We start from the raw sequence: 24,489 nt of genomic DNA on the forward strand, positions 1-24,489 counted from the left end.
GGATCGGCGCGGGTCAGGCGGTTATCGTCCGGTCGAAGCGTCCACAATGGACCGAAGCTGGACTGGGAGGGGACCCCGTGCGCGTGACCCATGCCGCTCTGGCGGCGCTGGCGGCCTGCGGGCTCGTGCTGCTCGCCCTCCCCGCGCCGTGGTCCGCGCACGCCGACCCGCTGCCCGGCGGCCTCGGCCCGTGCGTGCCGGGCACCTGCCCCGGCACCTTCCCCCCGGTCGGCAACGGGTCGTTCGCCGGGCGCGACAACGGCGTCAACGTCTTCGTCGGCGGCACCATGCGCGTCACCGGCAGCGCAGCCGAGGCCGAGGGCCGGGTGGTCGTCGGCGGTGACTTCACGCTGCGCAAGACGTCGGGCTCCTCGATCTACAACGTCGGCGTGGCCGGGGTCGGCTCACGCGTGCCGCCACCGGACGGCGCCGACTTCCTCACCGTGGGCGGCGATCTCACCGTTGCCGACACCCAGCGGCTCGACGCGGTCGGCGACTCGGGCGGCGGCGTGGTGCGCCACGCCGGGTCGGCCACCGGCACCGTGATCGGCACCCTCGTCCACGACCCGGCCGCGATGAAGCCGTACGCGGGCCTGCGCGAAGACCTGACGGCCGCGAGCCGGTGCTACGCCCGCGTCGACGGCGCGCCGCGGACCGCCACCGGGACCGTGGTCAACCAGGGCTACCAGACGCTCTTCACCGGCGACGGCAAGTCCGCGCTGCAGGTCTTCAACGTCACCGCCGACATCGCCGGGCCGGGCGGCACCACGCAGGGCATCACGTTCGAGGGCATCCCGGCCGGCGCCACGGTGCTGGTCAACCTCACCGGCGGCCCGCGCACGATCAACACCTACAGCGGCACCCTCGACGACGACGACCCGCTCAACAAGCTGCGGTCGCGGCTGCTGTGGAACATCCCCGACGCGACGACGGTCACCCTGACCGGCAGCGGCCAGTTCCAGGGCAGCGTGCTGGCCGGCAACCCCGACGGCACCACGACGATGACCCTGCCCGGCAGCAACGGCCGGTTCTTCACCACGGGCAACCTCGTCCACGGCTCGAGCGGCGGCCCCGGCAGCGGCCAGGAGTTCCACGCCTACCCGTTCACCGGCGACCTGCCGTCGTGCACGAAGCCCGAGCCGACGACCACCCCGCCGACGACGCCCACCACACCGGGCACCAGCACCACCACATCGACGACTTCGACAACGCCGACCACCGGCCCGGCCACGACGACCACCGGCGAGCCCACCACGACGGGGCCGACGACCACCACGACGGAACCGACCACGAGCACGTCCGAGCCGACCACCACCAGCACGGCCCCGACGACGGACACGAGCACCACCGGGCCGACGTCGACGACCACCACGGCCACGAGCACGTCCACCGTGCCGGCGAGCACCACCGGCGACACGTCGACGAGTCCCACCGACACCACGACGTCCGACACCACCCCGGTTCCGGTGCCGGTCACCGGCGGCGGTTCCGGCAGCCTGCCGGACACCGGCACCGACGCCGGCCCGCTGCTCGGCCTCGGCGCCCTGCTGGTCACCGGGGGTACCGCGCTGGTGCTCGTGACCGTCCGCCGCCGCACCCGGTGACCCGGCAGGTGTAACTCCACAATGGACCGATCTTTCACACTGCGGGCTCACGGGGAGCGTGTCACCATCGGGTGAAGTACCTCGCGGGCCCGTGGACCTAACAAGGGCGTAGCACTCTCGTAATGAAGGGTCATTACGGTCCCCGGGGCATGTCGATCGGGCAAATGGCGGGCCCCGCGCCGGTGGTGGCTCCGCGAGGTGAACGGGTGCTTGCGGTAGAAAACGAGAAAACGAGAGTGTCGCGGGGCTGGGTGCTGCCCGTTTTCGGGGCGGTGCTGGGCGCGCTGGTCTTCCTCGTGGTGCGAGGCAGCTTGACCGACGACAGCTACATCACCCTCGCCTATGCGAAGAACCTCGCGGAACACGGCGAATGGGGCATCATCCCCGGTTCCCCGGCGAACTCCGCGACGTCACCGCTGAACGTGCTGCTCCTCGGCGCCTTGACGCTGGTGACGCGCATCGCGGGCGGTTCGCACCCGGTGGTGGCGCTGGGCATCCTGACCGTGGTGTGCGGTGGCGCGCTCGGCTGGGCGTGGCAGCGGATCGGCCGGGTGCTGTCGCTGCCGACGGCGGCCGGTGTGCTCGGCATCACGCTGGTGCTGCTGAACCCGTTCGTGTTGTCCGCGATCGGCTTGGAAGTCCTGCTCATCCCCGCCGTGCTGCTGGTGCTGACGGCGCTCGCGCTGGAAGGCCGGGCGGTCTGGTTCGGCGTCGCCGGCGGGCTGGCCGTCCTGACCCGGCTCGACCTCGTCGTGTTCGTCGTGGTGATCGCCCTGGGCACCCCCGCGATCCGGCGGCGGCTGCTGCCCGCGGCGGGGTTCGCGGTCCTGACGACGGCGCCGTGGTTCCTGGTCAGCTGGATCGTGTTCGGCTCGTTCGTGCCCGACACCCTGGTGATCAAGCAGTCGCAGGCGGGGCTGTTCGCGCCGTGGAGCTACAGCACCGGGCCGATGATGTACTACCTCGGCTGGCCGGTCACCGTGCTCGTCTCGTTCCTCCCGGCGCTGGTCGGCGTGGTCGCGCTCGCCGGCTGGGCCGCGGCGCGCTTCGCCGTCCGCTGGCCCGACTTCCCGCCGCTGGGCCCGCTCGCCGCACTGGCCGCGGGCGGGATCCTTTACTACATCGCCTATTCCTACCTCGGAGTGGGCCCGTTCCACTGGTACTACGTGGCGCCGGTGACCGCGACGAGCGCGTTCGCCGTGGCCGCGTTCGGCGCCTGGTACGCCCAGACGCGCGAACGCCCCGCCCTGCGGACCGGTCCCCCGCTGCTCGCGCTGGGCCTGACCGGGCTGCTGGTGCTCAGCGGGGCCGCGGTCGACGCCGCGCAGGGCCTGCCCTGGAAGTCGCCGGTGGTGTTCGGGAACTGGGCCAGCGCGGACGACTACGCGCGGGTCGGCACCGAGCTCGGCAAGCGGCTCGACGGGGCGAGCGTCGCCAGCCCCGGCGAGATCGGCACCCTGGCCTACTACTGCCAGTGCGCGATCCTCGACGTCTTCTCCGATCGCGGTGAGGCCGTTTCGCTGGTGCAGCAACGGATCGCGAACGCGAGCCCGGTGATGAGCCTGGCGTTGCGGGTCAACTACCACTGGCTGGACCGCTCGGCCGGGCCGCGCAAGCCGGACTACCGGCTGCAGTACGCCTCGGGCCCAGCGACCGGGCCGGACAGCTGGCAGGTGTACTCGGCCGCCAAGGGCGTCGGGCACTTCGTCCTCACCCGCGAGCCGTGAGCGTCGCCCATCGGGAGCCCGTTGTGGACACGGCTCCCGAACCGCGGCCCCGCACGCCACGGCGCTGGGTGCTGCCCGTGGCGGTCGCCGCGGGGTCGGCGCTGGTGTTCGCCGCGGTGCGCCCGCACCTGATCGACGACACGTTCATCACCCTGTCCTACGCCCGCAACGTCGCCTTCCACGGGCACTGGGGCCTGATCACGGCCGAGACGTCGAACACCGCGACGTCACCGCTGAACGTCCTGCTGCTCGCGGTGCTGACGTTCGTGCTGCGCGACGCCGTGCTGGCCTGCGGCGTGCTGTTCGTGCTCGGCCAGGTGGCGCTGGTGCTCGCGCTGCGCCGGAGCGGGACGCGGGCGGGCCTGCCGGCCTGGTTCGCGCCGGCCGCCGTCGCGCTGCTCACGGTGAACCCGCTGCTGCTGTCGTCGATCGGGCTGGAGGTCGAGCTCGGCGCGGCCGGGATCGCCTGGCTGCTGGTCTGCGCCGGTGAACGGCGGCCGGTCGCGTTCGGCGTGCTCACCGGCCTGGTCGCGCTGGTCCGGCTCGACCTGGTCGTGGTCGCGCTGGTGCTCTTCCTGCTGCGCCGCCGGTTCTGGGCAAAGGCCTGGCAGACGGTGCTCGCCGCGGCGGCCGTCGCGCTCCCCTGGTTCGCCTTCAGCTGGGTGGTGCTCGGGTCGGCCGTGCCGGACACGGTGATCATCAAGACGCTGCAGAAGTCCTGGGGCACCTGGGACTTCGGCAACGGCGTGGGCCTGTACGCCCGGGTCTTCCCGTGGGCGACGGCGTTGTCGTTCCTGCCCGCCGCCCTCGCGCTGGGCGCCTTCGTGCTCTGGCTGGCGGGTTCCGCTCGTCGCAGTCCACTGTGGACGAAGGTGCTGCCGTTCGCGCCGCTGGTGCCCGCCGGGCTCGCGCACTACCTCGCCTACACGCGGCTGCACGTGCCGCCCTACCACTGGTACTACGGGCCGAGCCTGATCACGGTGACGCTCTTCCTGGCCGCCGCCGCGGCGGCCTGCGTGCGCGTGCCCGCCCGGGTGGCCGGCGCGGTCGCCGTCGCCGGGGTGCTGGTCCTGAGCGTCGGCTTCTACGTCTCGGACGGCCTGCCGCGGCGGTTCGCGCCGCTGATGTCCAACCACGACTCGACGGCGGACTACGAGCGGATCGGCCCGGAGCTGGGCCGGCTGGTCGGCGACGGCACGGTCCGCAGCGGCGGGGAGATCGGCGTGCTCGCCTACAGCTGCGGCTGCGCGATCGTCGACCTCTTCGACGACCGCGGTGCCGTCGGGCCGGCCATCACCGCGCGGAAGGCCGACCTCGGCGCGCTCGGCCGCGCGCTGGTCGACGTCAACTTCCGGTACTTCGACCACGGCGACCGGCCGATCGTCACCGACTACGCCCTGGTGCGCGGTGATCCGCCGCCCGGTGCGCTGGCCCACTGGACACTGTCGTCGCCGTGGGCCGGCACCCAGCAGCTGTATCTCGTCCGGGGCAACGGAAGCGGAGCTTGAAACAGATGACCGACCTCACCGCGCAGCGCGGCCTGTACGCGGGCCCGGCGCCGATCGTCAGCAAAGACCTCTACGCCGAGGTCTGCACCGGTTCGGCGATCCGGGACCGCGGCTCGATCCGGCTGGACCCGGGCACGAGGGTGTCCGGTAACACGTACTTCGGGCGGTTCCCGGCGTCCTACTGGCAGCGCTGGACGACCGTCACCGAGGTGTCGGTCGAGGCGGTCGTCACCGGCACCGGGCTGCTGTCCATGGGTGCTTCCGACGTCGAAGGTGAACCGCGGGTCATCGAGGCCGAGCAGGTCACCGACGTCACCCAGCACAAGATCGCCCTCACCGGGAAGCTGGACAAGTTCTACGACGGTGGCGCGCTCTGGCTCGACCTGGAAACCGAAGGCGGCCAGACCCTGCGCGTGGAGCAGGTCCGCTGGACCGTCGAAGCCCCCGAGACGATCCGCCCGACCGCGGTCACCATCTGCACCATGAACCGCGCCGATGACTGCCTGAAGAACCTGCAGGCCCTCGCCGCCGACGTCTCCTCCCTCGACACCCTCGACGCGATCTACGTCGCCGACCAGGGCACCGACCTGGTCGAATCCCGCGACGGGTTCGACCAGGTCGTGAAGGACCTCGGGGAGAAGCTGCACTACATCAAGCAACCCAACCTCGGTGGCGCCGGCGGGTTCACCCGCGGCCTCTACGAGGTCGCCGGGCACACCGCCACCGCCCACGCCAACGTCCTGTTCATGGACGACGACGTGCTGCTGGAGCCGGACCTGGTGATCCGGATGACGGCGTTCTCCAACCGCGCCGCCAACCCGATCATCGTCGGCGGGCAGATGCTGAACCTGTTCCACCCCAACCAGCTCCACGTCGGCGCCGAATACGCCCGGTTGAACACCCTCGAACCCGGCCAGCCGGTCGAGCATTCGCTGACCACCGCCGACCTGCTCGGGGTCGACGAGGAAACGCTGAAGCCGAACCGGCAGGAACGCCGTCTCGACGCCGGCTACAACGGCTGGTGGTCCTGCCTGATCCCCTACGAGGTCGTGCAGGCCACCGGGTATCCGATGCCGTTCTTCTTCCAGTGGGACGACGCCGAGTACTCCTACCGCGCCCGCGCCCACGGCTTCCCCACCGTCACCCTCCCCGGGGCCGGGGTGTGGCACGCGGACTTCCACATGAAGGACTGGGACGAGTGGCACCGCTACTTCAACCTGCGCAACTCCATCATCACCGCCGCCCTGCATTCGCCGTTCAACCTGAACCTCCTCTCCCGCGTCCTGCTCGCCCAGCTGGTCCGGTACCTGCTGGGCATGCAGTACGGCCTGTCGGCGACGCTGATCAAGGCCGTGGAGGACTTCCTCGAAGGCCCTGAAGTCCTGCGCGACGGTGGCGTGGAGGCGATGAAGGAGATCCGCCGGATCCGCGACCAGTACCCGGAGACCAAGCGCCACAAGGCCACCGACGTCCCCGGGATCGCGTCCAACGACATCGGCATCATCAACAGCGCGCCGCCGCCGAGCCGGACCGTGGTGATCTTGCTCAAGCGGCTGCTCGACCAGACCCGCGGCCGGCACCGCTTCGGGCTGGGCGCCGTGCCGGCCGACGAGGCCCACTGGTGGCACACGTCGCTGTTCTCGACCGTGGTCGTCACCGACGCGAACCAGGACGGCGTCCGCGTCCGCTCCTACGACCGCGCCAAGACCCTCGACCTGGCCAAACGCGGCGTCCGGGTGATCCAGCGGCTGCGCAAGGAGGGGGCGGCCACGCAGGCGCGGTACCGGGGCGCGATGCCCGAGCTGACGTCGAGGGAGAACTGGACCCGGCTCTACGACCTCTGAGCGCCCCTACCGCATCGGTCACCGGAAACTCCTGGAGATTCGCCGGGACGCCAGACTGCGCCGCGGGGTGGTGAGGCCATAGGGTTCTCCTTATGAAGGTCGGCCTGCTCACCCGGGAGTACCCGCCGGAGGTCTACGGCGGAGCCGGGGTTCACGTGGAGTTCCTCGCCCGGGAGTTGCGGTCGCTCGTCGACCTCGACGTGCACTGCTGGGGCCCGGACCGCCCGGACGCCACCGGGCACACCGACCCGCACGGCTACCGCCAGCCGGCGTTCACGACCATGGACATCGCCGTCTCGATGGCGAACGCCCTCGACGGCCACGACCTCGCGCACAGCCACACCTGGTACGCGAACCTGGCCGGCCACCTGGCGAAGATGACCTACGGCATCCCCCACGTCGTCACGGCGCACTCGCTGGAGCCGCTGCGGCCGTGGAAGGCCGAGCAGCTCGGCGGCGGCTACCGCGTTTCGTCCTGGATCGAACGCGAGGCCTACGAGTCGGCCGACGCGATCGTCGCGGTCAGCGGCGGCATGCGCCAGGACGTGCTCAGCGCGTACCCGGCCGTGCCGCCCGAGCGCGTCCACGTGATCCACAACGGCATCGACACCACGCTCTACCGGCCCGACCCCGGCACCGACGTCCTCGTGAAGCACGGCGTCGACCCGGACCGGCCCTACGTGCTGTTCGTCGGCCGGATCACCCGGCAGAAGGGCGTCCCGCACCTGGTCCGGGCCGGTGCCGCGCTCGACCCGGACACGCAGCTGGTGCTGTGCGCGGGCGGCGCGGACACCCCCGAGCTGGACGCCGAGTTCCGCGGCCTGGTCGCCGACCTGGAGAAGACCCGCACCGGCGTCCGCTGGATCCCGGACATGCTGCCGCGGCCCGAGGTCGTGCAGCTGCTCACCCACGCCGCGGTGTTCGCCTGCCCGTCGGTCTACGAGCCGCTCGGCATCGTGAACCTGGAGGCGGCGGCGTGCGGCACGGCCGTGGTCGCCAGCGACGTCGGCGGGATCCCGGAGGTCGTCGACGACGGCCGGACCGGCCTGCTGGTGCACTACGACGAGGCGGACACCGCCGGGTACGAGGCGCGGCTGGGCGCGGCGCTCAACGAGCTGGTGGGCGACCCGGACCGGGCCGCCGCGATGGGTACCGCCGGCCGCGAGCGCGCGGTCGGCGAGTTCGGCTGGAAGGCGATCGCCGAGCAGACGGTCGCCCTCTACGAAGCGTGCGGGAGGTCCTCGTGAACAGTGGAGCCGACGTTCTGGGCATCGTGCTCGCGGGCGGCGAGGGCAAGCGCCTGATGCCGCTCACCGCCGACCGCGCCAAACCCGCCGTGCCCTTCGGGGGTGTGCACCGGCTGGTCGACTTCGTGCTGTCGAACCTGGTGCACGGCGGGATCCGGCGGTTGTGCGTGCTCACGCAGTACAAGTCGCACTCGCTCGACCGGCACATCTCGACGACGTGGCGGCTCTCGGCGCTGACCGGCGAGTACGTCACGCCGGTGCCGGCGCAGCAGCGGCTGGGCCCGCGCTGGTACCAGGGCAGCGCCGACGCCATCCACCAGAGCCTCAACCTGGTCTACGACGAGGACCCCGAGTACATCGCGGTGTTCGGCGCGGACAACATCTACCGGATGGACCCCCGGCAGATGCTGGAGACCCACATCTCCTCGGGCGCCGGCGTCACGGTCGCCGGGATCCGGGTGCCGCGCGCCGAGGCGAGCTCGTTCGGCGTCATCCGCACCACCGACGGCCTGATGATCGACGCGTTCCTGGAGAAGCCGGCCGACCCGCCGGGTCTGCCCGGCTCCCCCGACGAGTCGTACGTGTCGATGGGCAACTACATCTTCACGACGAAGGTGATGCTGGAGGCGCTGCACGCCGACGCCGAGAACGCCGCGTCGCACCACGACATGGGCCGCGACATCATCCCGGCCCTGGTGAAGTCCGGCGAGGCGGCGGTCTACGACTTCAGCGGCAACGTCGTGCCGGGTGAAACCGAGCGCGATCACGGCTACTGGCGCGACGTCGGGACGATCGACAGCTACTACGACGCGCACACCGACCTGATCTCCACGCACCCGATCTTCAACCTCTACAACCGCAAGTGGCCGATCCTGGCCCACCCCGGCCAGCGCGCGGCGGCGAAGTTCGTCGAAGGCGGCTCGGCGAACCAGTCGATCGTGAGCCCCGGCTGCATCATCTCCGGCGCGCAGGTCGTCGACTCGGTGCTCTCCCCTGACGTCCTCGTGGAGCAAGGCGCGGTGGTCCAGGGCTCGGTGCTGCTCGACGGCGCCCGGGTCGGCCGCGGCGCGGTGGTGCGGCGGGCGATCCTGGACAAGAACGTCGTGGTCCCGCCGGGCGCGCACATCGGCGTGGACCTGGCTCGCGACCGCGGGCACTACCACGTGAGCGAAGGCGGCATCGTGGTGCTGGGCAAGGGCGAACGCGCCATCTGAGCGCGGGCTAGCCGGGCGCGGCGTCACCGAGGTGACGGCGTCCGGCGGGTCAGGACCGGTCGGCGGTTGCCGCCCCGTCGTGCTGGGCGACCGCGGTCAGGACTGATCGGCCGCGGAGATCCGTTCGACGACCGGGTCCGCCGCGCGGGAGGAGCCGGCTCCCGCACCTCGCGGGGATGCTGCCCGACCGGCCGCGGCCGCTACGCGTCGCGGCAGGGTGGCGGAACGGCGCCGGAGAACTGCGCGGCGGCCTCGGGAACCGGGCGGCCGCTCGGCGGGTCAGGACCGGTCGGCCGCGGAGATCCGTTCGACCACCTGGCGCGGGTCGATGCCCCAGCGCTCGGCCAGCTCCGAGATCGAGGCCCCGGCCGCGTACTCCGCGGCGATCATGCTGTTCACGACCCCGGCCAACGTCCTACTCCTCATCCGCAGATGCACGTGCAGCCAAGATGCTACAGCTTCCGCGCGGACGTTGAACAATCTGCCTCAGGTTCCGCGGTGCCCACCGCGCGGCCGCCACGCCGCGAGGCCGCACGCCACCGCTACCAGCAGGAAGACGGCGGCGAGCGCCACCGCCCAGGCGACCCCCGTCGTCACGGCGAGGTAGGCCTGCGCCGCCGCGACCACCGCGTACGTCACCGCCAGGCCGCGCCAGGCACGCATCGGCCCCCTCCCCACCCCGCCAAGGCCGCCGGAACCGATTCACGAGCGGGCGGTTCCCGCCGGTCACCGCCCCGCTTTGCCCTCGCCCGCCGGATTCCCGGTATTCGCCTTGTCCGCCGAGCCCGCGCGGGCCGCGCTGGCCACGGCGTCGAAGATGGGCGTCGGCTCACCTTCGTCACGCTTCGACCGCTGTTCGCGCGATGTGCGCAATTCCTCTCCCACGCGCCCAGTTTCCGGGGCGCCGGCCGATTTCGCTCGGGCAAACCGGAAAATCGCCCGGCCGGGGGATCACCCATACCGCGCGCGTTTACCCGCCATTTCCGGTCCGGCCCGGAAACGCCGGGCATTTCCGCACGTCATCCAATTCCGGCGGCCCGGGAATAACCCGGGGGCCCGGCGGGATTGCACGGGTCATGAAAGCTGTCGTCTACCGCCGCCACGGCGGGCCCGAAGAGCTGACGCTGTCCGAGCGGGACGTCGTGGCGCCCGGGCCCGGCGAGGTCCGCGTCCGGCTCGTGGTGTCCGCCGTCAACCCGACCGACTGGAAGGCGCGGCAAGGCCGCGGCGCCGAAGCCGGGACCGAAGTACCCGACACCGTCCCCAACCAGGACGGCGCCGGCGTCGTCGACGCGGTCGGCCCGGACGTCACCGGTTTCGCCCCCGGCGATCGCGTGTGGACGCTCCTCGCGGGGACCCACGCGCCGGAGTCCGGCACCGCCCAGGAGTACACCGTCCTGCCCGCCGAAAAGCTCGCCGTGCTGCCCGACGGCGCCGGCTTCGACGAGGGCGCCGGCTTCGGCGTCCCGGCGCTGACCGCCCACCGCGCGCTCACGGTCGCCGAGGACGGTCCGGCCCGCCTGTCCCCCGGCTCCCTCGCCGGCCGGACGGTGCTGGTCAGCGGCGGCGCCGGCGCGGTCGGCAACGCCACGATCCAGCTCGGCCGCTGGGCCGGTGCGACGGTGATCGCGACGGTCAGCAGCGACGCGAAGGCCGCCCTCGCCCGCGCGGCCGGCGCCCAGCACGTGCTGCGCTACCCCGACACCGACCTCGCCGCCAAGATCCGCGAGATCGCGCCCGACGGCGTCGACCTGGTCGTGGAGGTCGCGCTGGGCGTCAACGCCCCGCTGCACGCGCAGGTCCTGCGCACGCGCGGCACGGTCGCGGCCTACGGCGACGACCGCGGCACCGGCACGATCAGCCTGGAGTTCGGCGCGAACCTGTGGCTGAACACGCGCTACCAGTTCCTGGTGCTCTACACGGTCGGGGCGGACAAGCTGCGGGCCGGCGCCGAGGACGTCAACGCGGCCTTCGCCGACGGCGCGCTCCGCCTCGGCGAGGACCGCGGCGTGCCGGTCCACCGGTTCGCGCTGGCCGACACGGCGAAGGCGCACATCGCGTCGGAAGAGGGCGCCACCGGGAAGGTGCTGATCGACGTCACCCCGGCTGGGTGACGTCGGGGGTGACGGTCAGCGCGGCCAGCAGCTCGCCGGCCGTCACCCCTTCGTCGTCGCGGTGCTCGCGCCAGCGGCCGAACAGCTCCTGCGCGGCGGTGAGCAGCGCCGGGGAGAGCCCGGCTTCGGTGCAGGCGGCGGCGATCTCGGCCATCTCGCCCTCCCACCGCCAGGCCCGCTGCCCCGCCGATTCGAGGGCGCCCGCCGCGCCGAGCGGGGTGTCCCGCCGGACCACGCCGGCCAGCTCCCGGAAGACGTCGCCGACGCCGTGGTGGGCCGCGAGGGCGTGGGCCTGCGCCGCGAGCGCGTAGGTGAGCTTGTTGTACGAGGCGAACGCGAGCTTGAGCGCCGAGGCCCGCCCGACCGGGCCGTCGAGCACGATCGGCGTCAGGAAGGTCCCGGTGAAGAGGCTTTCGACGCGTCCGGCGTCCTTGCCGGACAGGTAGAGCCGCGTCGAGCCGTCGTGGCGCGGCGGCGACCCGACGATCCCGCCGTCGACCACGGACGCCCGGCCGTCGAACAGCTCCTCGATCTCCCGCGCGTGCCCGGGGCTGATGGCGTTCGCGTCGAGGTAGACGCCCGCGAACCCGCTCGCGGCGACCTCCCGGGCGACGTCGACCGCGGACGCGGGCGGGCAGATGCTCAGCACGACGTCGCAGCCGTCCAGGTCGGCGGCCTCGGTGAAGCCGGCTTCCGCCGCCCGCCGCCGGGTGGCGGAGCCGCGCCCGGCGGGCAGCCAGCGAGTGGGGACGCCTTGGTCCACGAGGAGCTTGCCGACCGCGGCGCCCATCGCCCCGGGGTGCAGCAGCCCGACGGAAGTCGTCACGCGTGTTCCTTTCACCTTGACTTCGAGCGTCCTTGAAGTTCGACACTCGGGACATGGAAGCGATCATGGCCACCCGGTTCGGCGGGCCCGAGGTCCTGACCCCCGTCACGCTACCCACGCCCGAGCCTCCCGAGGGGCACCTGCGCGTCGACGTCGCGTACGCCGGCGTGGGCTGGCTGGACACACTCATCCGGCGCGGCGACGCCCCGCCGGGGTTCGCGGTGACGCCGCCGTACGTGCCGGGTGGAGCCGTCGCGGGCACGGTCACCGCGCTCGGGCCGGGCGTGACCGCGGACTGGCTGGGCGCACGCGTCGTCACCCGGGCGGTGGACGGCGGCTACGCGGACACGGCCATCGCGGACACCGGGTTCGCCTTCCGCGTCCCGGACGGCCTGGGGCTGCCGGAGGCCTTGGCGGTCCTGGACGACGGCAGCACGGCGCTGGCCCTGCTGGAAAAGACGCCGGTCACGGCGGGCGACGACGTCCTGGTGCTGCCGGGCCTGGGTGGGCTGGGCAGCCTCCTGGTGCAGCTGCCGCGCGACGCCGTGGTGATCGCGGCGGTGCGCGGCCCGGAGAAGGTGAAGCTGGCCCACGACCTGGGCATCCGGGCGGTCGACTACGGCTCGCCGGACTGGACCTCGAAGGTGCCCGGCGTCGACGTGGTCTTCGACGGCGTCGGAGGCGCCCTGGGAGCAGCGGCCCTGTCCCTCCTGCGCGACGGCGGCCGGTTCTCGGGCTACGGCATGAGCAGCGGAACCCCGACGACGGTCCCGTTGGCCGACCACCGCCGGCTGGCATCGGTGGCGGACATGTCCCAGCTCCCGGAGTTCTGGCCGGAGACACCCCGAAGGGTGCGCCAGGCCCTGTCCGAGGCGGCGGCGGGCCGCCTGATCCCGCTGATCGGCCGGACATACCCCCTGACGGAAGCAGCGGCGGCCCACACGGACTTCGAGAAACGCCGAGCGGTGGGCAAGATCCTCCTGCACCCCTGACCCAGTGGCCAACCGAATGCCGTGGGGGTGCCCCTCACGGCTTCAAGGTCCCTGAGGGGCACCCCCACGGCGCTTGAGTCCCTGAGGGGCACTTTCATGGCGCATAGGTCCCTGAGGGTGCCCCTCATGGCCTTAGGCCGGACGGACTTCGCTGGCACGGTGCCGGAAACGCCGCCCCGGCTCCAGCAGGTGGTCGGCCGAAGGCCGTGAAGGTGCCCCTCACGGCGCTCAGGTCCCCCGAGGGTGCCTCACGGCATTGGGCCGACAGGACCCCCGTTGCGCGGCGCCCGGAAACAGCGCCCGGCGCCAGCAGGTGACTGGCCAAAGGTCCCCGAGGGTGCCCCTCACGGCCTCGGGCGGACTCGCCGGCGCGGTGCCGGAAACGCCGACCGGCTCCAGCAGGTGGGTCTGCCGCGGCTGGTCGTGAGTGTTTAGGAGGGTTCTAACCCTCCTAAACACTCACGACCTCGACCGGCGGTCCCGATCACCTCACCTGGGCCGGGCCTAAGGCGGGCGGCCCAGGTGAGGTGATCGGCGCCACCGAAGTGGACATTCGTGGCCTTCGCGTCACTCGTTCGCTCTACCATCGCCCGCGGAGGTGGGGTGTGGAGCCGTTGGGTCCGGGTGAACCGGCGCACGCCGGGCGGTACCGGCTGCTCGCTGCCCTCGGCGAGGGTGCCATGGGGCGCGTGCTGCTCGGCGTGGCGCCCGATGGGCGGCTGGCCGCCGTCAAGCGGGTGCACCGGCAGTTCGCGCACGATGCCGGGTTCCGGGAGCGGTTCCGGCGCGAGGTCGACGTCTCGCGGCTCGTCTCCGGGGCCTACACCGCCGCCGTGATGGACGCCGATCCCGACGCGGCCACGCCGTGGCTCGCGTCCGTGTTCGTCGCCGGGCCGTCGCTGCAGGACGCCGTCGACGCGACCGGGCCGCTGCCGGTGGACGCCGTGCGGCAGCTCGCCGCCGGGCTGGCGTCGGCGCTCGCCGGGATCCACCGGGCCGGGCTGGTGCACCGGGACCTCAAGCCCAGCAACGTCCTGCTCGCCGAAGACGGCCCGCGCGTCATCGACTTCGGCATCGCCCGCGCCGCGGAGGGCGGCACCGACCTCACCCACACCGGCGCGATCCTCGGCTCGCCCGCGTTCATGTCGCCGGAACAGGCCGAGGGACGGCCGCTGACGCCGGCGAGCGACGTCTTCTCCCTCGGCGCGCTCCTCGTCCTCGCCGCGACCGGGCGGAGCCCCTTCGCCGGGGCATCGGCGCCGCAGTCGCTCTACAACGTCGTCCACACCCACCCCGACCTGCGCGTCCTCCCGCCTGACGTCCGCGCCCTCGCCGAGCCGTGCCTCGCCAAGGACCCCGCGCAACGGCCGTCGCCGGCGCAGATCCTCGAGTTCCTCGGCCCGCTGCCGCCGGTCCCCCGCCCGTGGCCACCCGCCGTCCACGCCCTCATCGCGCAACGCCAGGCTGACGTCCGGGACGCCCTCGCGAAACCGCCGAAACCGCGGCGGCGCGGCCTGCGGATCGCCCTCGCCGCCGTGGCCGCGGTCGTCGTGATCGGCGGCACGATCACCACCGTCGCGCTGACGAGGAACGCTCCCGCGACGACCGCGAGCCCACCCACCAGTGCAGTGACCACGACGACGTCCGCGCCGAACCCGGATCCCCTGGGCCCGGACCGCCTCCGCGGCGTCGATCTCTGCAAGGTCCTGCCGTCGGCACCGGGCACGGGCCCGCTCACCCCGAAGATCGACGTCCACCTCTTCAGCTGCACCTACGAGACCGCGCGGCGCCAGTGGCTGGACCTGACGATCGGCGGCCCGGTCGCCGCGAAGGGCACGCCGGCCGGGGACCTGGACGGCCTGCCGCTGAGCGTCGAGGAGAAGGCCGGTGGCTGCACCGCCGCCGTGCCGGTGGTGGACCGCGCGGACACCACCATCGGCGTCGAGGCCGAGGGGTCGGCCGAGAAGTTCGACAAGCCTTGCGACGTCGCGAAAGCCGCGCTCGGCGAAGCGCTGAAACGCCTTCGCGACACCACGGCGGCACCACCGGACGGCAGCCTCGCCGCGATCGATCCCTGCCCGCTCGTCCCGGCCGCCACCGCCCAGCGGATCGTCGGGCCGGTCACCAAGGTCGAACCGCGCGGGCTGCACGAGTGCCAGTGGCACGTCGCGGGCGACGTCACGGTGACGCTCGAACGCGGCGTGCCGCCGTTCCGCACGACCGACTCGTACTACGACACGAGCACGACCGCCGACCTCGACGGCGTCACCGCGTTCGTCACCACGAAACGGGCCAACGCCGCGCGGGTCAGCTGCACCTACACCTGGCGGCACCGGCCCTACGACGACAGAACCTCGGAGAACGTCATCGTCGACTTCACGACGTCCGCCAGCTCGCTCACCGTCGACGACACGTGCCGCCAGGCACAGGACTTCGCCAAGACGGTCAAGTCCGGGCTGCCGAAGCCGTGAGGCCGCTGGAGCCGGGCGAGCCCCGGACCGCCGGCCGGTACCGCCTGGTCGCGGCGCTCGGCGAGGGCGGCATGGGCCGCGTCCTGCTCGGCGTGGCGCCGGACGGCCGGCTCGTCGCGCTCAAGCAGGTGCACCCGGAGTTCGCGCACAACGCCCGGTTCCGCGACCGGTTCCGGCACGAAGTGCAGGCGTCGCAACGGGTCTCGGGCGCCTTCACCGCGGCCGTCATGGACGCCGATCCCGACGCCGAGACGCCGTGGCTGGCGTCGGTGTACGTCACCGGGCCGTCGCTCAAGGAGGCGATCGACGCCACCGGCCCGCTGCCGGACGACGCCGTGCGCCGGCTCGCCGTCGGGCTCGCGTCCGCGCTGACCGAGATCCACCGGGTCGGCCTGATCCACCGGGACCTCAAGCCCGGCAACGTGTTGCTCACCGGCGACGGCCCGCGGGTGATCGACTTCGGCATCGCCCGCGCGGCCGAGGGCGGCTCCGACCTCACCGGCACCGGCGGCATCATCGGGTCGCCGGCGTTCATGTCGCCCGAGCAGGCGGAAAGCCGGCTGCTGACGCCGGCGAGCGACGTCTTCTCCCTCGGCGGCCTGCTGGTGATGGCGGCGACGGGACGCGGCCCGTTCGCCGGCACGACGACCGCGCAGATGCTCTACAACGTCGTGCACGCCGCGCCCGACCTGACCGGGCTGACACCGGAGATCCGCGCGCTCGTCGAGCCCTGCCTGGCCAAGGATCCGGCCGGCCGTCCGACGCCCCAACGGATCCTGGACCACCTGGGCCCGGTGGCGCCGGGCACCCGGCCGTGGCCGCCGGCGGTGCACCGGCTGATCGAAGACCAGGAAGCCGCGGTCCGCACGGCGCTGTCCTGGCCGGTCCCCGAACCCGTGACCCCGCCGGTCCCGCGGCCGCCGAAGCGGCGCTGGGTGCCGGTCACCGCCGTGCTGGCCTCCGCCTGCGCCCTCGCCGCAGGCAGCCTGATCGCGGTGAGCCTCTTCCGCGCGGACCCGCCGCCGCCGTCGGCGAACCTCGACCCGACGAGCCTGGACACCTTGCGCCGCACGGATCCCTGCAAGGTCCTAGATGGCGTCTCGATCACCGGCGTCGGCAAGCTGCAGGCCCAGGACACGCTGTACTTCGACCGCTGCGACTACCGGCCGCGCACCGGCGGGAAGGTCACGCTGAAGCTGGGCGACCAGTTCACTCTGGAAGGCGGGAGCCCGGCCGGGGACCTCGACGGCCGGCCGGTGCTGCTCAGCAAGGTCGGGGGCAGTACCTGCGACGCGACCGTCCAGCTCCCGGCGCAGGCCGAACTGGGCGTGACGGCCATCGCCGACACCTGCGACCTGGCGAAGACCGCGCTCGGCGAGGCGGTGAAGCGGATCAGCGCGGGCAACGACCGCTACGACCTCGCACCCGGGACGTTCCTGGCGCTGGACCCGTGCGCGGTGCCGGCCAAACCCGCGGTGGCGCAGGCGGTCGGCCCGGTCCGCCAGGTCGCGCTGACCGGGCTCCGCGAGTGCGAGTGGACCGCGACGACGTCGCTGAAGCTGTCGTTCGAGAAGCTGACCGCCGGGGTGCCCGACGCCGGGACGCCGGTCGACCTCGGCGGGCGGACGGCCACCCAGCGGGCGCTCGGCGACAGCTGTTTCCTCACCTGGGACCACCGGCCCTACGACGCGGACCAGGTCGAGCACGTCCGGATCTTCACGTCGAAACCCGGCGGCTCCTGCGACGCGGCCGTCGCGTTCGGCAAGGCCCTGGTCGCGAAGCTGCCGAAAACCTGACCGTGGTAGCTTGGTGACAGGCGAAGTGAAGCGTCGGAACGCTTCGCCTGTCACGACTGTGACTCCCTTGGCGCGCCAGGTACCAGTTGCCTGCCGCGCGAGGTGAGCCGTCGTTCGCTTCCTCCCGCGGCAGCTGAGCAGGAGGACCATCATGACCACCTTGGTGATCGGCGCCCGCGGGAACGTCGGGCGGCACGTCGTCGACCAGCTGCTCGCCGCCGGGGAACCCGTGCGCGCGTCGGTGCGCAACCCCGCGACCGCGGACCTGCCCGCCGACGTCCCGGTCGTCGCGGCCGACCTGACCCGGCCCGCCACCCTGACCGAGGCCCTGCGCGGTGTGCGGAAGGTCTTCGTCTACGCGCCGACGGACGGCGCGGACGATTTTGCCGCCGCGGCAAGGGAAGCGGGCGTCGAGCACGTCGTGCTGCTGTCGTCGGGCAGCGTGCTGCTGTCGTCGGCGAACGGCAACCTGATCGCGGAAGAGCACCGCGCCGTCGAACAGACGATGGCGGCTTCGGGCCTGCGCTGGACGCCGATCCGCCCGCTCGTGCTGGCGACCAACGCGCTGAACTGGGCCGACGCCATCCGCGACGAGGGCGTGGTGCAGCTCGTGCACCCGGAGGCGAAGACCGCGCCGATCCACGAACGCGACGTCGCGGCGGTCGCCGTCGCGGCGTTGCTGGGGCACGACGCGGCGGACGGGATGCTCACCGGCCCGCGGCTGTTGTCGCAGCGGGAGCAGGTCGAGCTGATCGGCGCCGCCGCCGGGGTGCCGGTGCGGATCGAGGAGCTGTCGGAAACCGAAGCGCGCCAGCAGTTCGGGCAGTTCGAGAAGCCGGCGGTCGTCGACGCGATCCTCGCGTTCATCGCCAACGCGGCCCGCGGCGGCTCACCGGCGACCGACACCGTCGAGCGCGTGCTCGGCCGGCCGGGGCTCGGGTTCGAGCAGTGGGCCGCCGAACACTTCCCGCTCGCCTAAGCGCTGCCGGAGTGAGTCTGCTCGATGGGCTTCGTGACCCAGGTGGTTCCTGACGGTGCGGGCGGATCGCCCTCGTACCGGGTCGTACTCGGGTGAGCTGCCCGTGCCTCAGGGGCCGCCTGGGCGCGAAGACCGCGAGCAGACTCACTCCGGCAGTGCCTACACTCAGTGGTGTGACCGAACTCGCCACGACCAGACGATCCCTGCACGGCGTCGCCGAACTGCTGCTGGCCGGACCGCAGCACCGGGCGGCGGGCCGGATCGAGCTGCGGGTGGTCGACGGCGGGTTCGCCACGGTCGTCGCGCCGACGTTGCGGCTAGACGGCGACGAGCTGGTGACGAACTCGGTGCGCGTCCCGCTGGCCGGCCGCACGTACCTCGACGTCGCGGCGTCGGCCGGGTTCACGGCGGGCGAGCCCGAGGGCGTCTACTCGGGCGGCCCCGGCGTCCGGCTCGACGAGACGATCACCCTCGACGCCTCGGCGCTGACGACGTTGCTGCAGGGCTTCGCCGACGGCGACCGGGCGCTGCGGGAGTTCGCACCGGACGCGACGCCGGTGCTGTGGCCCGAGCACTTCGACGTCGCGATCACCGTCGACGAAGTCAACTACGGCGTCTCCCCCGGCGACGGCTACTTGGGCGAGCCGTACGCGTACGTCGGCCCGTTCAAGCCGAGGGAAGGCGAGTTCTGGACCGCTCCTTTCGGCGCGGCCCGGCCCCTGAGCGAACTGGACGGCGCGATCACGGAGTTCTTCCGCACCGGCCGGGCGAACCTCTGACGCGGGGGCCACAGCACCCGTGTCGACCCCGCAATCACGCGTGTCGACTCCCCAATCACACGTGTCGGCGTTCCGCGCCCGCTCAGCCCGTGATGGAACGGTCGGCTCGCGTGATGGAAGGGTCGACACGCGTGATCAGAGGGTCGACACGCGCTGGCTCAGCGTCGCCCGGAGTCCGGACAGCATGATGCCGAGCGCGTAGCGGAAGTCGTCCTCGACCGTTGAGCCCGCTCGCGGCAAGCCCGCGGTCATCAGCGGGAACGGGAAGCTCTCGTCCGCGATCGCCGCGGCTTCCTAGTCCGCCGCACCAGGTCTTCGGCCGCCGCGGCCCACTGGGGGAACTCGAACTCGAAGCCCGCGTCCAGCAGCCGGCCCGGCACCACCCGGCGGCTCTTCAGGAGCAGTTCCGTGTCGCTGCGCAGGACGAACGCGCCGATTTCGGCCATCCAGCGGGTGGCGGGCAGCCCGAACGGGACGCCCGCCGCCGCGCGCAGGGCACGCAGGAAGTCGCGGTACGGCAACGGTTCCGGCGCCGCGAGGTTCACCGGGCCGCTCAGGTCGTCCCGCGCGATCAGCAGGTCGATCGCGCGCAGCAGGTCGTCCTCGTGGATCCACGACAGGTACTGCGCGCCGCCCGCGACCGGGCCGCCCAGACCCAGCCGGGTCAGGCGCAGCAGCGCCTCGAACGCGCCGCCGGGCTCCGGGCTCATCACCATCGACGTCCGGAGCGCGACCTTGCGGGTCCGCGGCGTCTCCGCCCGTTCCTGCTCCCGCTCCCACGCCCGCGCGATGTCGACGCTGTAGCCCCAGTAGGCGGGCGCGTCCGGCTCGGCGCCGCCGAGCACGCCGGTGGTTTCGTCGTTCGGCGCGTCGAAGCGGTGGGCGTAGATCGTCGCCGTGCTCATCTGCAGCCAGACCCGCGGCGGCGCCCCGGCGCGTTCGATCGCCCCGCCGACGACACGCGCCGAGTCGGTCCGGGACGTCATCATCTCCCGCAGGTTCGCCGCCGTGTAGCGGCAGTTCACCGACCGGCCGGCGAGGTTGACGACGACGTCGCTGCCGTCGATCTCCCCGGTCCAGGCGCCGGGCGTGCGCCCGTCCCACCGCACGCTCCGCGTCCACGGCCCGGGCCCGCCCGCCCGGCTCAGCACCACGACCTCGTGCCCCCGCTCGGTCAGCGCCCGGCTCAGCACCCGGCCCAGATGGCCGGAGCCGCCGGGCAGCACCACCTTCATGACGTTCCCCCTTCACGGTCGTCCCCCATCGCCGACCGTACCGGAAGAGTTGAACGCGTTCAAATATGGTCCTGAGCAGTGACGAGGTCGAGGAGCGTGCGCAGCGCCTGGCTCGGCGGCTTCGCGCTCGCGGAGACGAGGTTCAGCGGCCAGTCCAGGCCCGCGCCGGCCAGCGGCAGCGCGACGACGTCCACCTCGCCGGATTCGGGCACCTCCGGGATGACCGCGATCCCCAGGCCGGCCCGGACGTAGCCGGGCACGGTCCGCAGGTCGGCGACCTCGACGGTGACGCGCCGGGGCGAGCCCAGCGCTTCGTAGGCGCGGTCGACGAGGACCCGGTTGCCGAAGCCGCGCGGCATGTCGACGAACGACTCCCGCGCGAGGCTCTCGAGCCGGATCTCCCGCTCGCGCGCCAGCGGGTGCCCGTGCGGCAGCAGCGCGACGAACGGCCGGGATTCGAGGGCCCGGACGTCCAGCCCGGGCAGGTCGACGCCGGGCAGCCCGACGAGCGCGGCGTCGAGCCGGCCCTGGCGGACGTCCTCGGCCAGGCCGGTCGACCCGGTGATCGACACCGTGACCTGGATGTCCACCAGCGGGTAGCGGCGGTGGAACGCGCCGAGCAGCGCGGGCAGGTCGACGCTGCCGATCGCCGTCAGCGTGCCGATCCGGAGGCTGCCGCGCAGGCCCGCCGACGCCTCCTGGACCGTCGCGCGGGCCCGCTCCACCGCTTCGATCGCGGCCTTCGCCTCGGGCAGGAACACGACGCCGGCCGCCGACAGCGCGACCTTGCGGGTGGACCGGTCGAACAGCCGGGCGCCGAGCTCGGTCTCCAGGGCCCGGACCGCGGCCGACACGGTGGACTGCACCGCGTACAGGCGCTGGGCGGCCCGGGTGAAGCTGAGCTCCTCGGCGACGGCGACGAAGTACTCCAGCTGACGCGTCTCCATACGAGCCAACTTATCGCTCGAAGCGATAACTGACACCATGACTCTTCGTTGGACTTGGTGAGTCAGCAGAGTCATGGTGGAAGGCGGAAGATCCGTAGACCAGGAGGTCAGCATGTCCGCCACCATCACCCCGGCCCGGCCCGCCGCGCGCCTGCGGGTGAGCCACGGCCTGGGGTTCCGCATCATCGCGGTCGCCTTCGCGACCGCGCTCGCGTTCTCGACCGTCCCGACCCCGCTGTACGCGCTCTACCAGCAGCGGGATGGCTTTCCCACCTTCGTGGTCACCGTCGTGTTCGCCGCCTACGCGGTCGGGGTGATGCTGAGCCTCTACCTGGCCGGGCACGTCAGCGACTGGCTGGGGCGCCGCCGCGTCATCCTCGCCGGGCTGCTGGCCGAGGCCATCGCCGCGGCCCTGTTCCTGCTCTGGCCGGACGTGCCGGGCCTGATCGTCGCCCGGCTGATCAGCGGCGCCGGGATCGGCGCGCTCACCGCGACCGCCACTGCGCACCTGTCCGAGCTGCGCGCCCAGGCGAACCCGGACGCCGACCCCGGCCGCTCCGGCCTGATCACGACCGTGGTCAACGCCGGCGGCCTCGCCATCGGCCCGCTCGTCGGCGGTTTCTTCGCCCGGTTCGCCGACCAGCCGCTGCGCACGCCGTTCACCGTCTTCCTGGTGGTGCTGCTCGTCGAGGCGCTCGCGGTGAGCCTGGTGCCGGAAACCGTGGAACGCCGGGAAGAGCGGCCCGCTTACCGGCCGCAACGGCTCTCCCTGCCGCCGGCCGCCCGGTCCGAGTTCACCGGCGCCGCGATCGGCGTGTTCGGCGCGTTCGCCATCAGCGGCCTGTTCATGGCGCTCGCCCCCGCGCTGCTGGCGCAGGAACTGCACCAGACGTCGCGGCTGCTCGCCGGGATCGCGCCCTTCGTGATGCTCGGCAGCGCCGCGCTCGTCCAGATCGTGTTCGCCCGCGCCGGCACGCGGCCGCAGCTGCGGTCCGGGTACGTGCTGATGGGCACCGGCCTGGTGCTGCTGGCGGTGTCGGCGTTCACCGCGTCGCTCCCGCTGTTCTTCGTCGCGGCCGTGCTCGGCGGGTCCGGGTTCGGCCTGGGCTTCCGGGCGGGCGTCGGCACCGTCGCCGCGCTCGCCGACCCGCTCACCCGCGGCGAAGTGCTGGCCGCGCTGTTCCTCGCCGCCTACGCGGGCCTGGTCCTGCCGGTGCTGACGACCGGGCTGGCGATGCTCTGGCTGCCCGGCTCGGTCGTGCTGGCCGGGTTCGCGGTGCTGGAGCTGGGACTGATCGGCTGGTCCGCGCGGCGCACGCTCGCCTGAGGCGGGCCTAGAGTCGGGGGACGCCAGCCGCGTCAGGAGCCGCCGATGACCACCCCGCCGATCGTCACGGGCGCCGACGGCTCGGCGGAGTCGCTCGACGCCGTCCGGTGGGCGGCGCGGGCGGCCCGGCTGCACGACCGGCCCTTGGAAATCCGGCACGCGCTCGACTTCCCGGCCCTGCTCGCCGGCGGCGAGGTACCGCCGCCGGAGGAGATGCTGGACGCGCTGCGTGCCCGCGGCCGCCGCGCCCTGCGGACCGCGCGGGAGCTCGCGGCCGCGCAGGGCGTGCCGGACGCGGTCACCCGGCTCGACCCCGACCGCGCCGCGCAGGCCCTGATCGAGGTGTCGTGGACCGCCGCGTTGCTGGTGGTCGGCGCGACCGGGCGGGGCCGGTGCGCCGGTCCGCTCGCCGGGTCGGTCGCCGCGGCGGTCGGCACCCACGGGCACTGCGACACGGTGGTGGTCCGCGGCGACCGCTGGGACGAGCCGGGCTCCGGCGGCCCGGTCGTCACCGGCATCGACGGCGGCGACGCCGGGACGGCCGTCCTCGCGACGGCGCTGGCCGAAGCCCGGGCCCGGCAGGTCCCGCTGGTGGTGCTGCACGCGTGGGCCGACGAGCCACCCGCGGAGCCGGCCCCCGAGGCCGTCGTCGAAGCGGGGCGCCGGTTGCTGGCGGAGCAGGTCCGGCCCGGCGACGTCGGCGATGTCGAGGTGGAGCGGGTGGTGGTCCCGGCTCACCCGCGGCGCGAGCTGGTCGAGCGCAGCGCGGCGGCCCAGCTGATCGTGCTGGGCGACCGCGGCCGCGGCGGCTTCCCGGGGCTGCTGCTGGGCTCGACGGCCCAGGCGCTCCTGCACCACGCGGGCTGCCCGGTCCGCGTGGTCCGCACGGCGCGACCGCCGGTCCGGCCGTAGCTTGGGCAGGTGATCGCTCCTCTCGCCGACCTGGCCGACGTCGTCCTCGACCGGACGGCGGCCGGCTACACCCGGTTCGGCTACCTGCTGCGCCGGCCGCACTGGCGCCCCGGCGACCCCGCACCCGGCGCGCTGCAAGGGAAAGTGGCGCTGGTGACCGGCGCGGGTTCCGGGCTGGGCCAGGCGTGCGCGACCGAGCTGGCGCGGCTCGGCGCGTCCGTGGTCATGCTCGTGCGCGACCTCGACCGCGGCGCGCCCGCGCGCGACGACGTCGTCGCCCAGGTGCCCGGCGCGGACGTCCGGCTCGCGCACTGCGACCTGTCGAGCCTGGCCTCCGTCCGCGCCTGCGCCGCCGAACACCCGCGCGCCGACGTCCTGATCCACAACGCGGGCACGCTCCCGCGCGAGCGCTCGGAAACCGAGGACGGGCACGAACTCACCCTCGCCACCCACGTCCTCGGCCCGCTGCTGCTCACCGAGCTGCTGCGACCGGCGCTGCGGGACGGCCGGGTGATCTTCATGTCGTCGGGCGGGATGTACACCCAGCCGCTCGCCGCGGACGACCCCGAGTACCGGACGGGCACCTACCGCGGCGCGGTCGCCTACGCCCGCACGAAACGGATGCAGGTCGAGCTGACGCCATTGCTGGCGCGGCGCTGGGGCCTGGCCGTGCACAGCTGTCACCCGGGCTGGGCCGACACCCCCGGCCTGACCGGGTCGCTCCCGCTGTTCCGGCGCGTCACGCGGCCGTTCCTGCGCACGGCCGCGCAGGGTGCCGACACCGCCGTCTGGCTCGCCGCGACCGAGCCGGCCCCGGACGCGGGCCGCTTCTGGCACGACCGCCGCCCGCGTCCGGAGCACCTGTTCCCCCACACCCGCCCCGACGACGCACGAGTGCGGAAGCTGCTGGACTACTGCCTCGAAGCCACCGGCCTCGACGGGTAGCCGCCGAAGCCGGTGGCCGCGC

General features: G+C 73.3%; 21 protein-coding genes. 15 read left to right on the forward strand and 6 right to left on the reverse strand.

What is annotated here, in order from left to right; translation table 11 throughout:
* The first annotated feature begins 77 nt into the window (after window positions 1–77).
* The 6 genes from OG439_RS16780 to glgC all read left to right on the forward strand — a co-directional run bounded on the left by OG439_RS16780 (window position 78) and on the right by glgC (window position 9,144).
* Complete coding sequence (locus OG439_RS16780) at window positions 78–1,604, forward strand: choice-of-anchor A family protein (protein WP_326950293.1); 1,527 nt, start codon at window positions 78–80, stop codon at window positions 1,602–1,604.
* A gap of 206 nt (window positions 1,605–1,810) precedes the next feature.
* On the forward strand, window positions 1,811–3,331 hold the full coding sequence (locus tag OG439_RS16785) for a hypothetical protein (protein WP_326950294.1): 1,521 nt from the start codon (window positions 1,811–1,813) through the stop codon (window positions 3,329–3,331).
* Entirely contained in the window at window positions 3,328–4,839 is a 1,512-nt protein-coding gene (locus OG439_RS16790; protein ID WP_326950295.1) for a hypothetical protein, read from the forward strand. The genes OG439_RS16785 and OG439_RS16790 overlap by 4 nt, the downstream gene beginning before the upstream one ends.
* A gap of 5 nt (window positions 4,840–4,844) precedes the next feature.
* The gene (locus OG439_RS16795) at window positions 4,845–6,683 is read left to right on the forward strand and encodes a glycosyltransferase (RefSeq protein WP_326950296.1); all 1,839 of its coding nucleotides are present in this window, start codon (window positions 4,845–4,847) and stop codon (window positions 6,681–6,683) included.
* 92 nt (window positions 6,684–6,775) lie between these two features.
* On the forward strand, window positions 6,776–7,930 hold the full coding sequence (gene glgA / locus OG439_RS16800) for a glycogen synthase (protein WP_326950297.1): 1,155 nt from the start codon (window positions 6,776–6,778) through the stop codon (window positions 7,928–7,930).
* The gene (gene glgC, locus OG439_RS16805) at window positions 7,927–9,144 is read left to right on the forward strand and encodes a glucose-1-phosphate adenylyltransferase (RefSeq protein WP_326950298.1); all 1,218 of its coding nucleotides are present in this window, start codon (window positions 7,927–7,929) and stop codon (window positions 9,142–9,144) included. The genes glgA and glgC overlap by 4 nt, the downstream gene beginning before the upstream one ends.
* Window positions 9,145–9,423: 279 nt before the next feature.
* Here glgC and OG439_RS16810 read toward each other — a convergent pair whose 3' ends face one another.
* The 3 genes from OG439_RS16810 to OG439_RS16820 form a co-directional block, all read right to left on the reverse strand.
* Entirely contained in the window at window positions 9,424–9,555 is a 132-nt protein-coding gene (locus OG439_RS16810; RefSeq protein ID WP_256474923.1) for a hypothetical protein, read from the reverse strand.
* A 75-nt stretch (window positions 9,556–9,630) separates the two neighbouring features.
* A complete protein-coding gene (locus OG439_RS16815) occupies window positions 9,631–9,807 on the reverse strand; it encodes a hypothetical protein (protein WP_326950299.1) in 177 nt (58 codons plus the stop codon).
* A gap of 63 nt (window positions 9,808–9,870) precedes the next feature.
* A complete protein-coding gene (locus OG439_RS16820; protein WP_247052441.1) occupies window positions 9,871–10,029 on the reverse strand; it encodes a hypothetical protein in 159 nt (52 codons plus the stop codon).
* 191 nt (window positions 10,030–10,220) lie between these two features.
* Between OG439_RS16820 and OG439_RS16825 the strand changes: the two genes are divergently transcribed.
* Window positions 10,221–11,258, forward strand: a complete 1,038-nt coding sequence (locus tag OG439_RS16825; RefSeq protein WP_326950300.1) for an NADPH:quinone reductase — start codon at window positions 10,221–10,223, stop codon at window positions 11,256–11,258.
* On the opposite strand, the gene OG439_RS16830 is transcribed toward OG439_RS16825, so the two are convergent.
* The gene (locus OG439_RS16830; protein WP_326950301.1) at window positions 11,242–12,084 is read right to left on the reverse strand and encodes an NAD(P)-dependent oxidoreductase; all 843 of its coding nucleotides are present in this window, start codon (window positions 12,082–12,084) and stop codon (window positions 11,242–11,244) included. The genes OG439_RS16825 and OG439_RS16830 overlap by 17 nt on opposite strands.
* Before the next feature lie 53 nt (window positions 12,085–12,137).
* On the opposite strand from OG439_RS16830, the gene OG439_RS16835 reads away from it, so the two are divergent.
* The 5 genes from OG439_RS16835 to OG439_RS16855 all read left to right on the forward strand — a co-directional run bounded on the left by OG439_RS16835 (window position 12,138) and on the right by OG439_RS16855 (window position 19,101).
* Window positions 12,138–13,076 (forward strand): zinc-binding dehydrogenase, encoded by a 939-nt coding sequence (locus OG439_RS16835; RefSeq protein WP_326950302.1) that lies wholly within the window; start codon window positions 12,138–12,140, stop codon window positions 13,074–13,076.
* A 605-nt stretch (window positions 13,077–13,681) separates the two neighbouring features.
* Window positions 13,682–15,547: a serine/threonine-protein kinase gene (locus OG439_RS16840; RefSeq protein WP_326950303.1), complete on the forward strand. Its 1,866-nt coding sequence runs from the start codon at window positions 13,682–13,684 to the stop codon at window positions 15,545–15,547.
* The gene (locus tag OG439_RS16845; protein WP_326950304.1) at window positions 15,544–17,343 is read left to right on the forward strand and encodes a serine/threonine-protein kinase; all 1,800 of its coding nucleotides are present in this window, start codon (window positions 15,544–15,546) and stop codon (window positions 17,341–17,343) included. Before OG439_RS16840 ends, OG439_RS16845 begins: the two co-directional genes overlap by 4 nt.
* Before the next feature lie 151 nt (window positions 17,344–17,494).
* The gene (locus OG439_RS16850) at window positions 17,495–18,322 is read left to right on the forward strand and encodes an NAD(P)H-binding protein (RefSeq protein ID WP_326950305.1); all 828 of its coding nucleotides are present in this window, start codon (window positions 17,495–17,497) and stop codon (window positions 18,320–18,322) included.
* 173 nt (window positions 18,323–18,495) lie between these two features.
* Complete coding sequence (locus OG439_RS16855; protein WP_326950306.1) at window positions 18,496–19,101, forward strand: hypothetical protein; 606 nt, start codon at window positions 18,496–18,498, stop codon at window positions 19,099–19,101.
* A gap of 251 nt (window positions 19,102–19,352) precedes the next feature.
* Here the strand turns inward: OG439_RS16855 and OG439_RS16860 are convergent, their stop codons facing one another.
* The gene (locus tag OG439_RS16860; protein ID WP_326950307.1) at window positions 19,353–20,336 is read right to left on the reverse strand and encodes a TIGR01777 family oxidoreductase; all 984 of its coding nucleotides are present in this window, start codon (window positions 20,334–20,336) and stop codon (window positions 19,353–19,355) included.
* A gap of 59 nt (window positions 20,337–20,395) precedes the next feature.
* Window positions 20,396–21,283: a LysR family transcriptional regulator gene (locus tag OG439_RS16865; protein WP_326950308.1), complete on the reverse strand. Its 888-nt coding sequence runs from the start codon at window positions 21,281–21,283 to the stop codon at window positions 20,396–20,398.
* A gap of 112 nt (window positions 21,284–21,395) precedes the next feature.
* Between OG439_RS16865 and OG439_RS16870 the strand changes: the two genes are divergently transcribed.
* From OG439_RS16870 to OG439_RS16880, 3 genes are read left to right on the forward strand one after another with little or no spacing between them, the layout of a single operon-like run.
* The gene (locus OG439_RS16870; protein WP_326950309.1) at window positions 21,396–22,610 is read left to right on the forward strand and encodes an MFS transporter; all 1,215 of its coding nucleotides are present in this window, start codon (window positions 21,396–21,398) and stop codon (window positions 22,608–22,610) included.
* A gap of 45 nt (window positions 22,611–22,655) precedes the next feature.
* The gene (locus OG439_RS16875) at window positions 22,656–23,522 is read left to right on the forward strand and encodes a universal stress protein (RefSeq protein WP_326950310.1); all 867 of its coding nucleotides are present in this window, start codon (window positions 22,656–22,658) and stop codon (window positions 23,520–23,522) included.
* A gap of 9 nt (window positions 23,523–23,531) precedes the next feature.
* Window positions 23,532–24,467, forward strand: a complete 936-nt coding sequence (locus tag OG439_RS16880) for an SDR family NAD(P)-dependent oxidoreductase (RefSeq protein ID WP_326950311.1) — start codon at window positions 23,532–23,534, stop codon at window positions 24,465–24,467.
* Window positions 24,468–24,489 lie beyond the last annotated feature (22 nt).

It is taken from the genome of Amycolatopsis sp. NBC_01307, assembly GCF_035975215.1.
Lineage (GTDB): Bacteria > Actinomycetota > Actinomycetes > Mycobacteriales > Pseudonocardiaceae > Amycolatopsis.

What these genes read in the sequence shown, in the direction of transcription:
- OG439_RS16795 (WP_326950296.1), top strand. Translation starts at nt 4,845, where the DNA reads ATGACCGACCTCACCGCGCAGCGCGGCCTGTACGCGGGCCCGGCGCCG.
- glgA (WP_326950297.1), top strand. Translation starts at nt 6,776, where the DNA reads ATGAAGGTCGGCCTGCTCACCCGGGAGTACCCGCCGGAGGTCTACGGC.
- OG439_RS16815 (WP_326950299.1), bottom strand. Translation starts at nt 9,807, where the DNA reads ATGCGTGCCTGGCGCGGCCTGGCGGTGACGTACGCGGTGGTCGCGGCG.
- OG439_RS16825 (WP_326950300.1), top strand. Translation starts at nt 10,221, where the DNA reads ATGAAAGCTGTCGTCTACCGCCGCCACGGCGGGCCCGAAGAGCTGACG.
- OG439_RS16835 (WP_326950302.1), top strand. Translation starts at nt 12,138, where the DNA reads ATGGAAGCGATCATGGCCACCCGGTTCGGCGGGCCCGAGGTCCTGACC.
- OG439_RS16850 (WP_326950305.1), top strand. Translation starts at nt 17,495, where the DNA reads ATGACCACCTTGGTGATCGGCGCCCGCGGGAACGTCGGGCGGCACGTC.
- OG439_RS16860 (WP_326950307.1), bottom strand. Translation starts at nt 20,336, where the DNA reads ATGAAGGTGGTGCTGCCCGGCGGCTCCGGCCATCTGGGCCGGGTGCTG.
- OG439_RS16865 (WP_326950308.1), bottom strand. Translation starts at nt 21,283, where the DNA reads ATGGAGACGCGTCAGCTGGAGTACTTCGTCGCCGTCGCCGAGGAGCTC.
- OG439_RS16870 (WP_326950309.1), top strand. Translation starts at nt 21,396, where the DNA reads ATGTCCGCCACCATCACCCCGGCCCGGCCCGCCGCGCGCCTGCGGGTG.
- OG439_RS16875 (WP_326950310.1), top strand. Translation starts at nt 22,656, where the DNA reads ATGACCACCCCGCCGATCGTCACGGGCGCCGACGGCTCGGCGGAGTCG.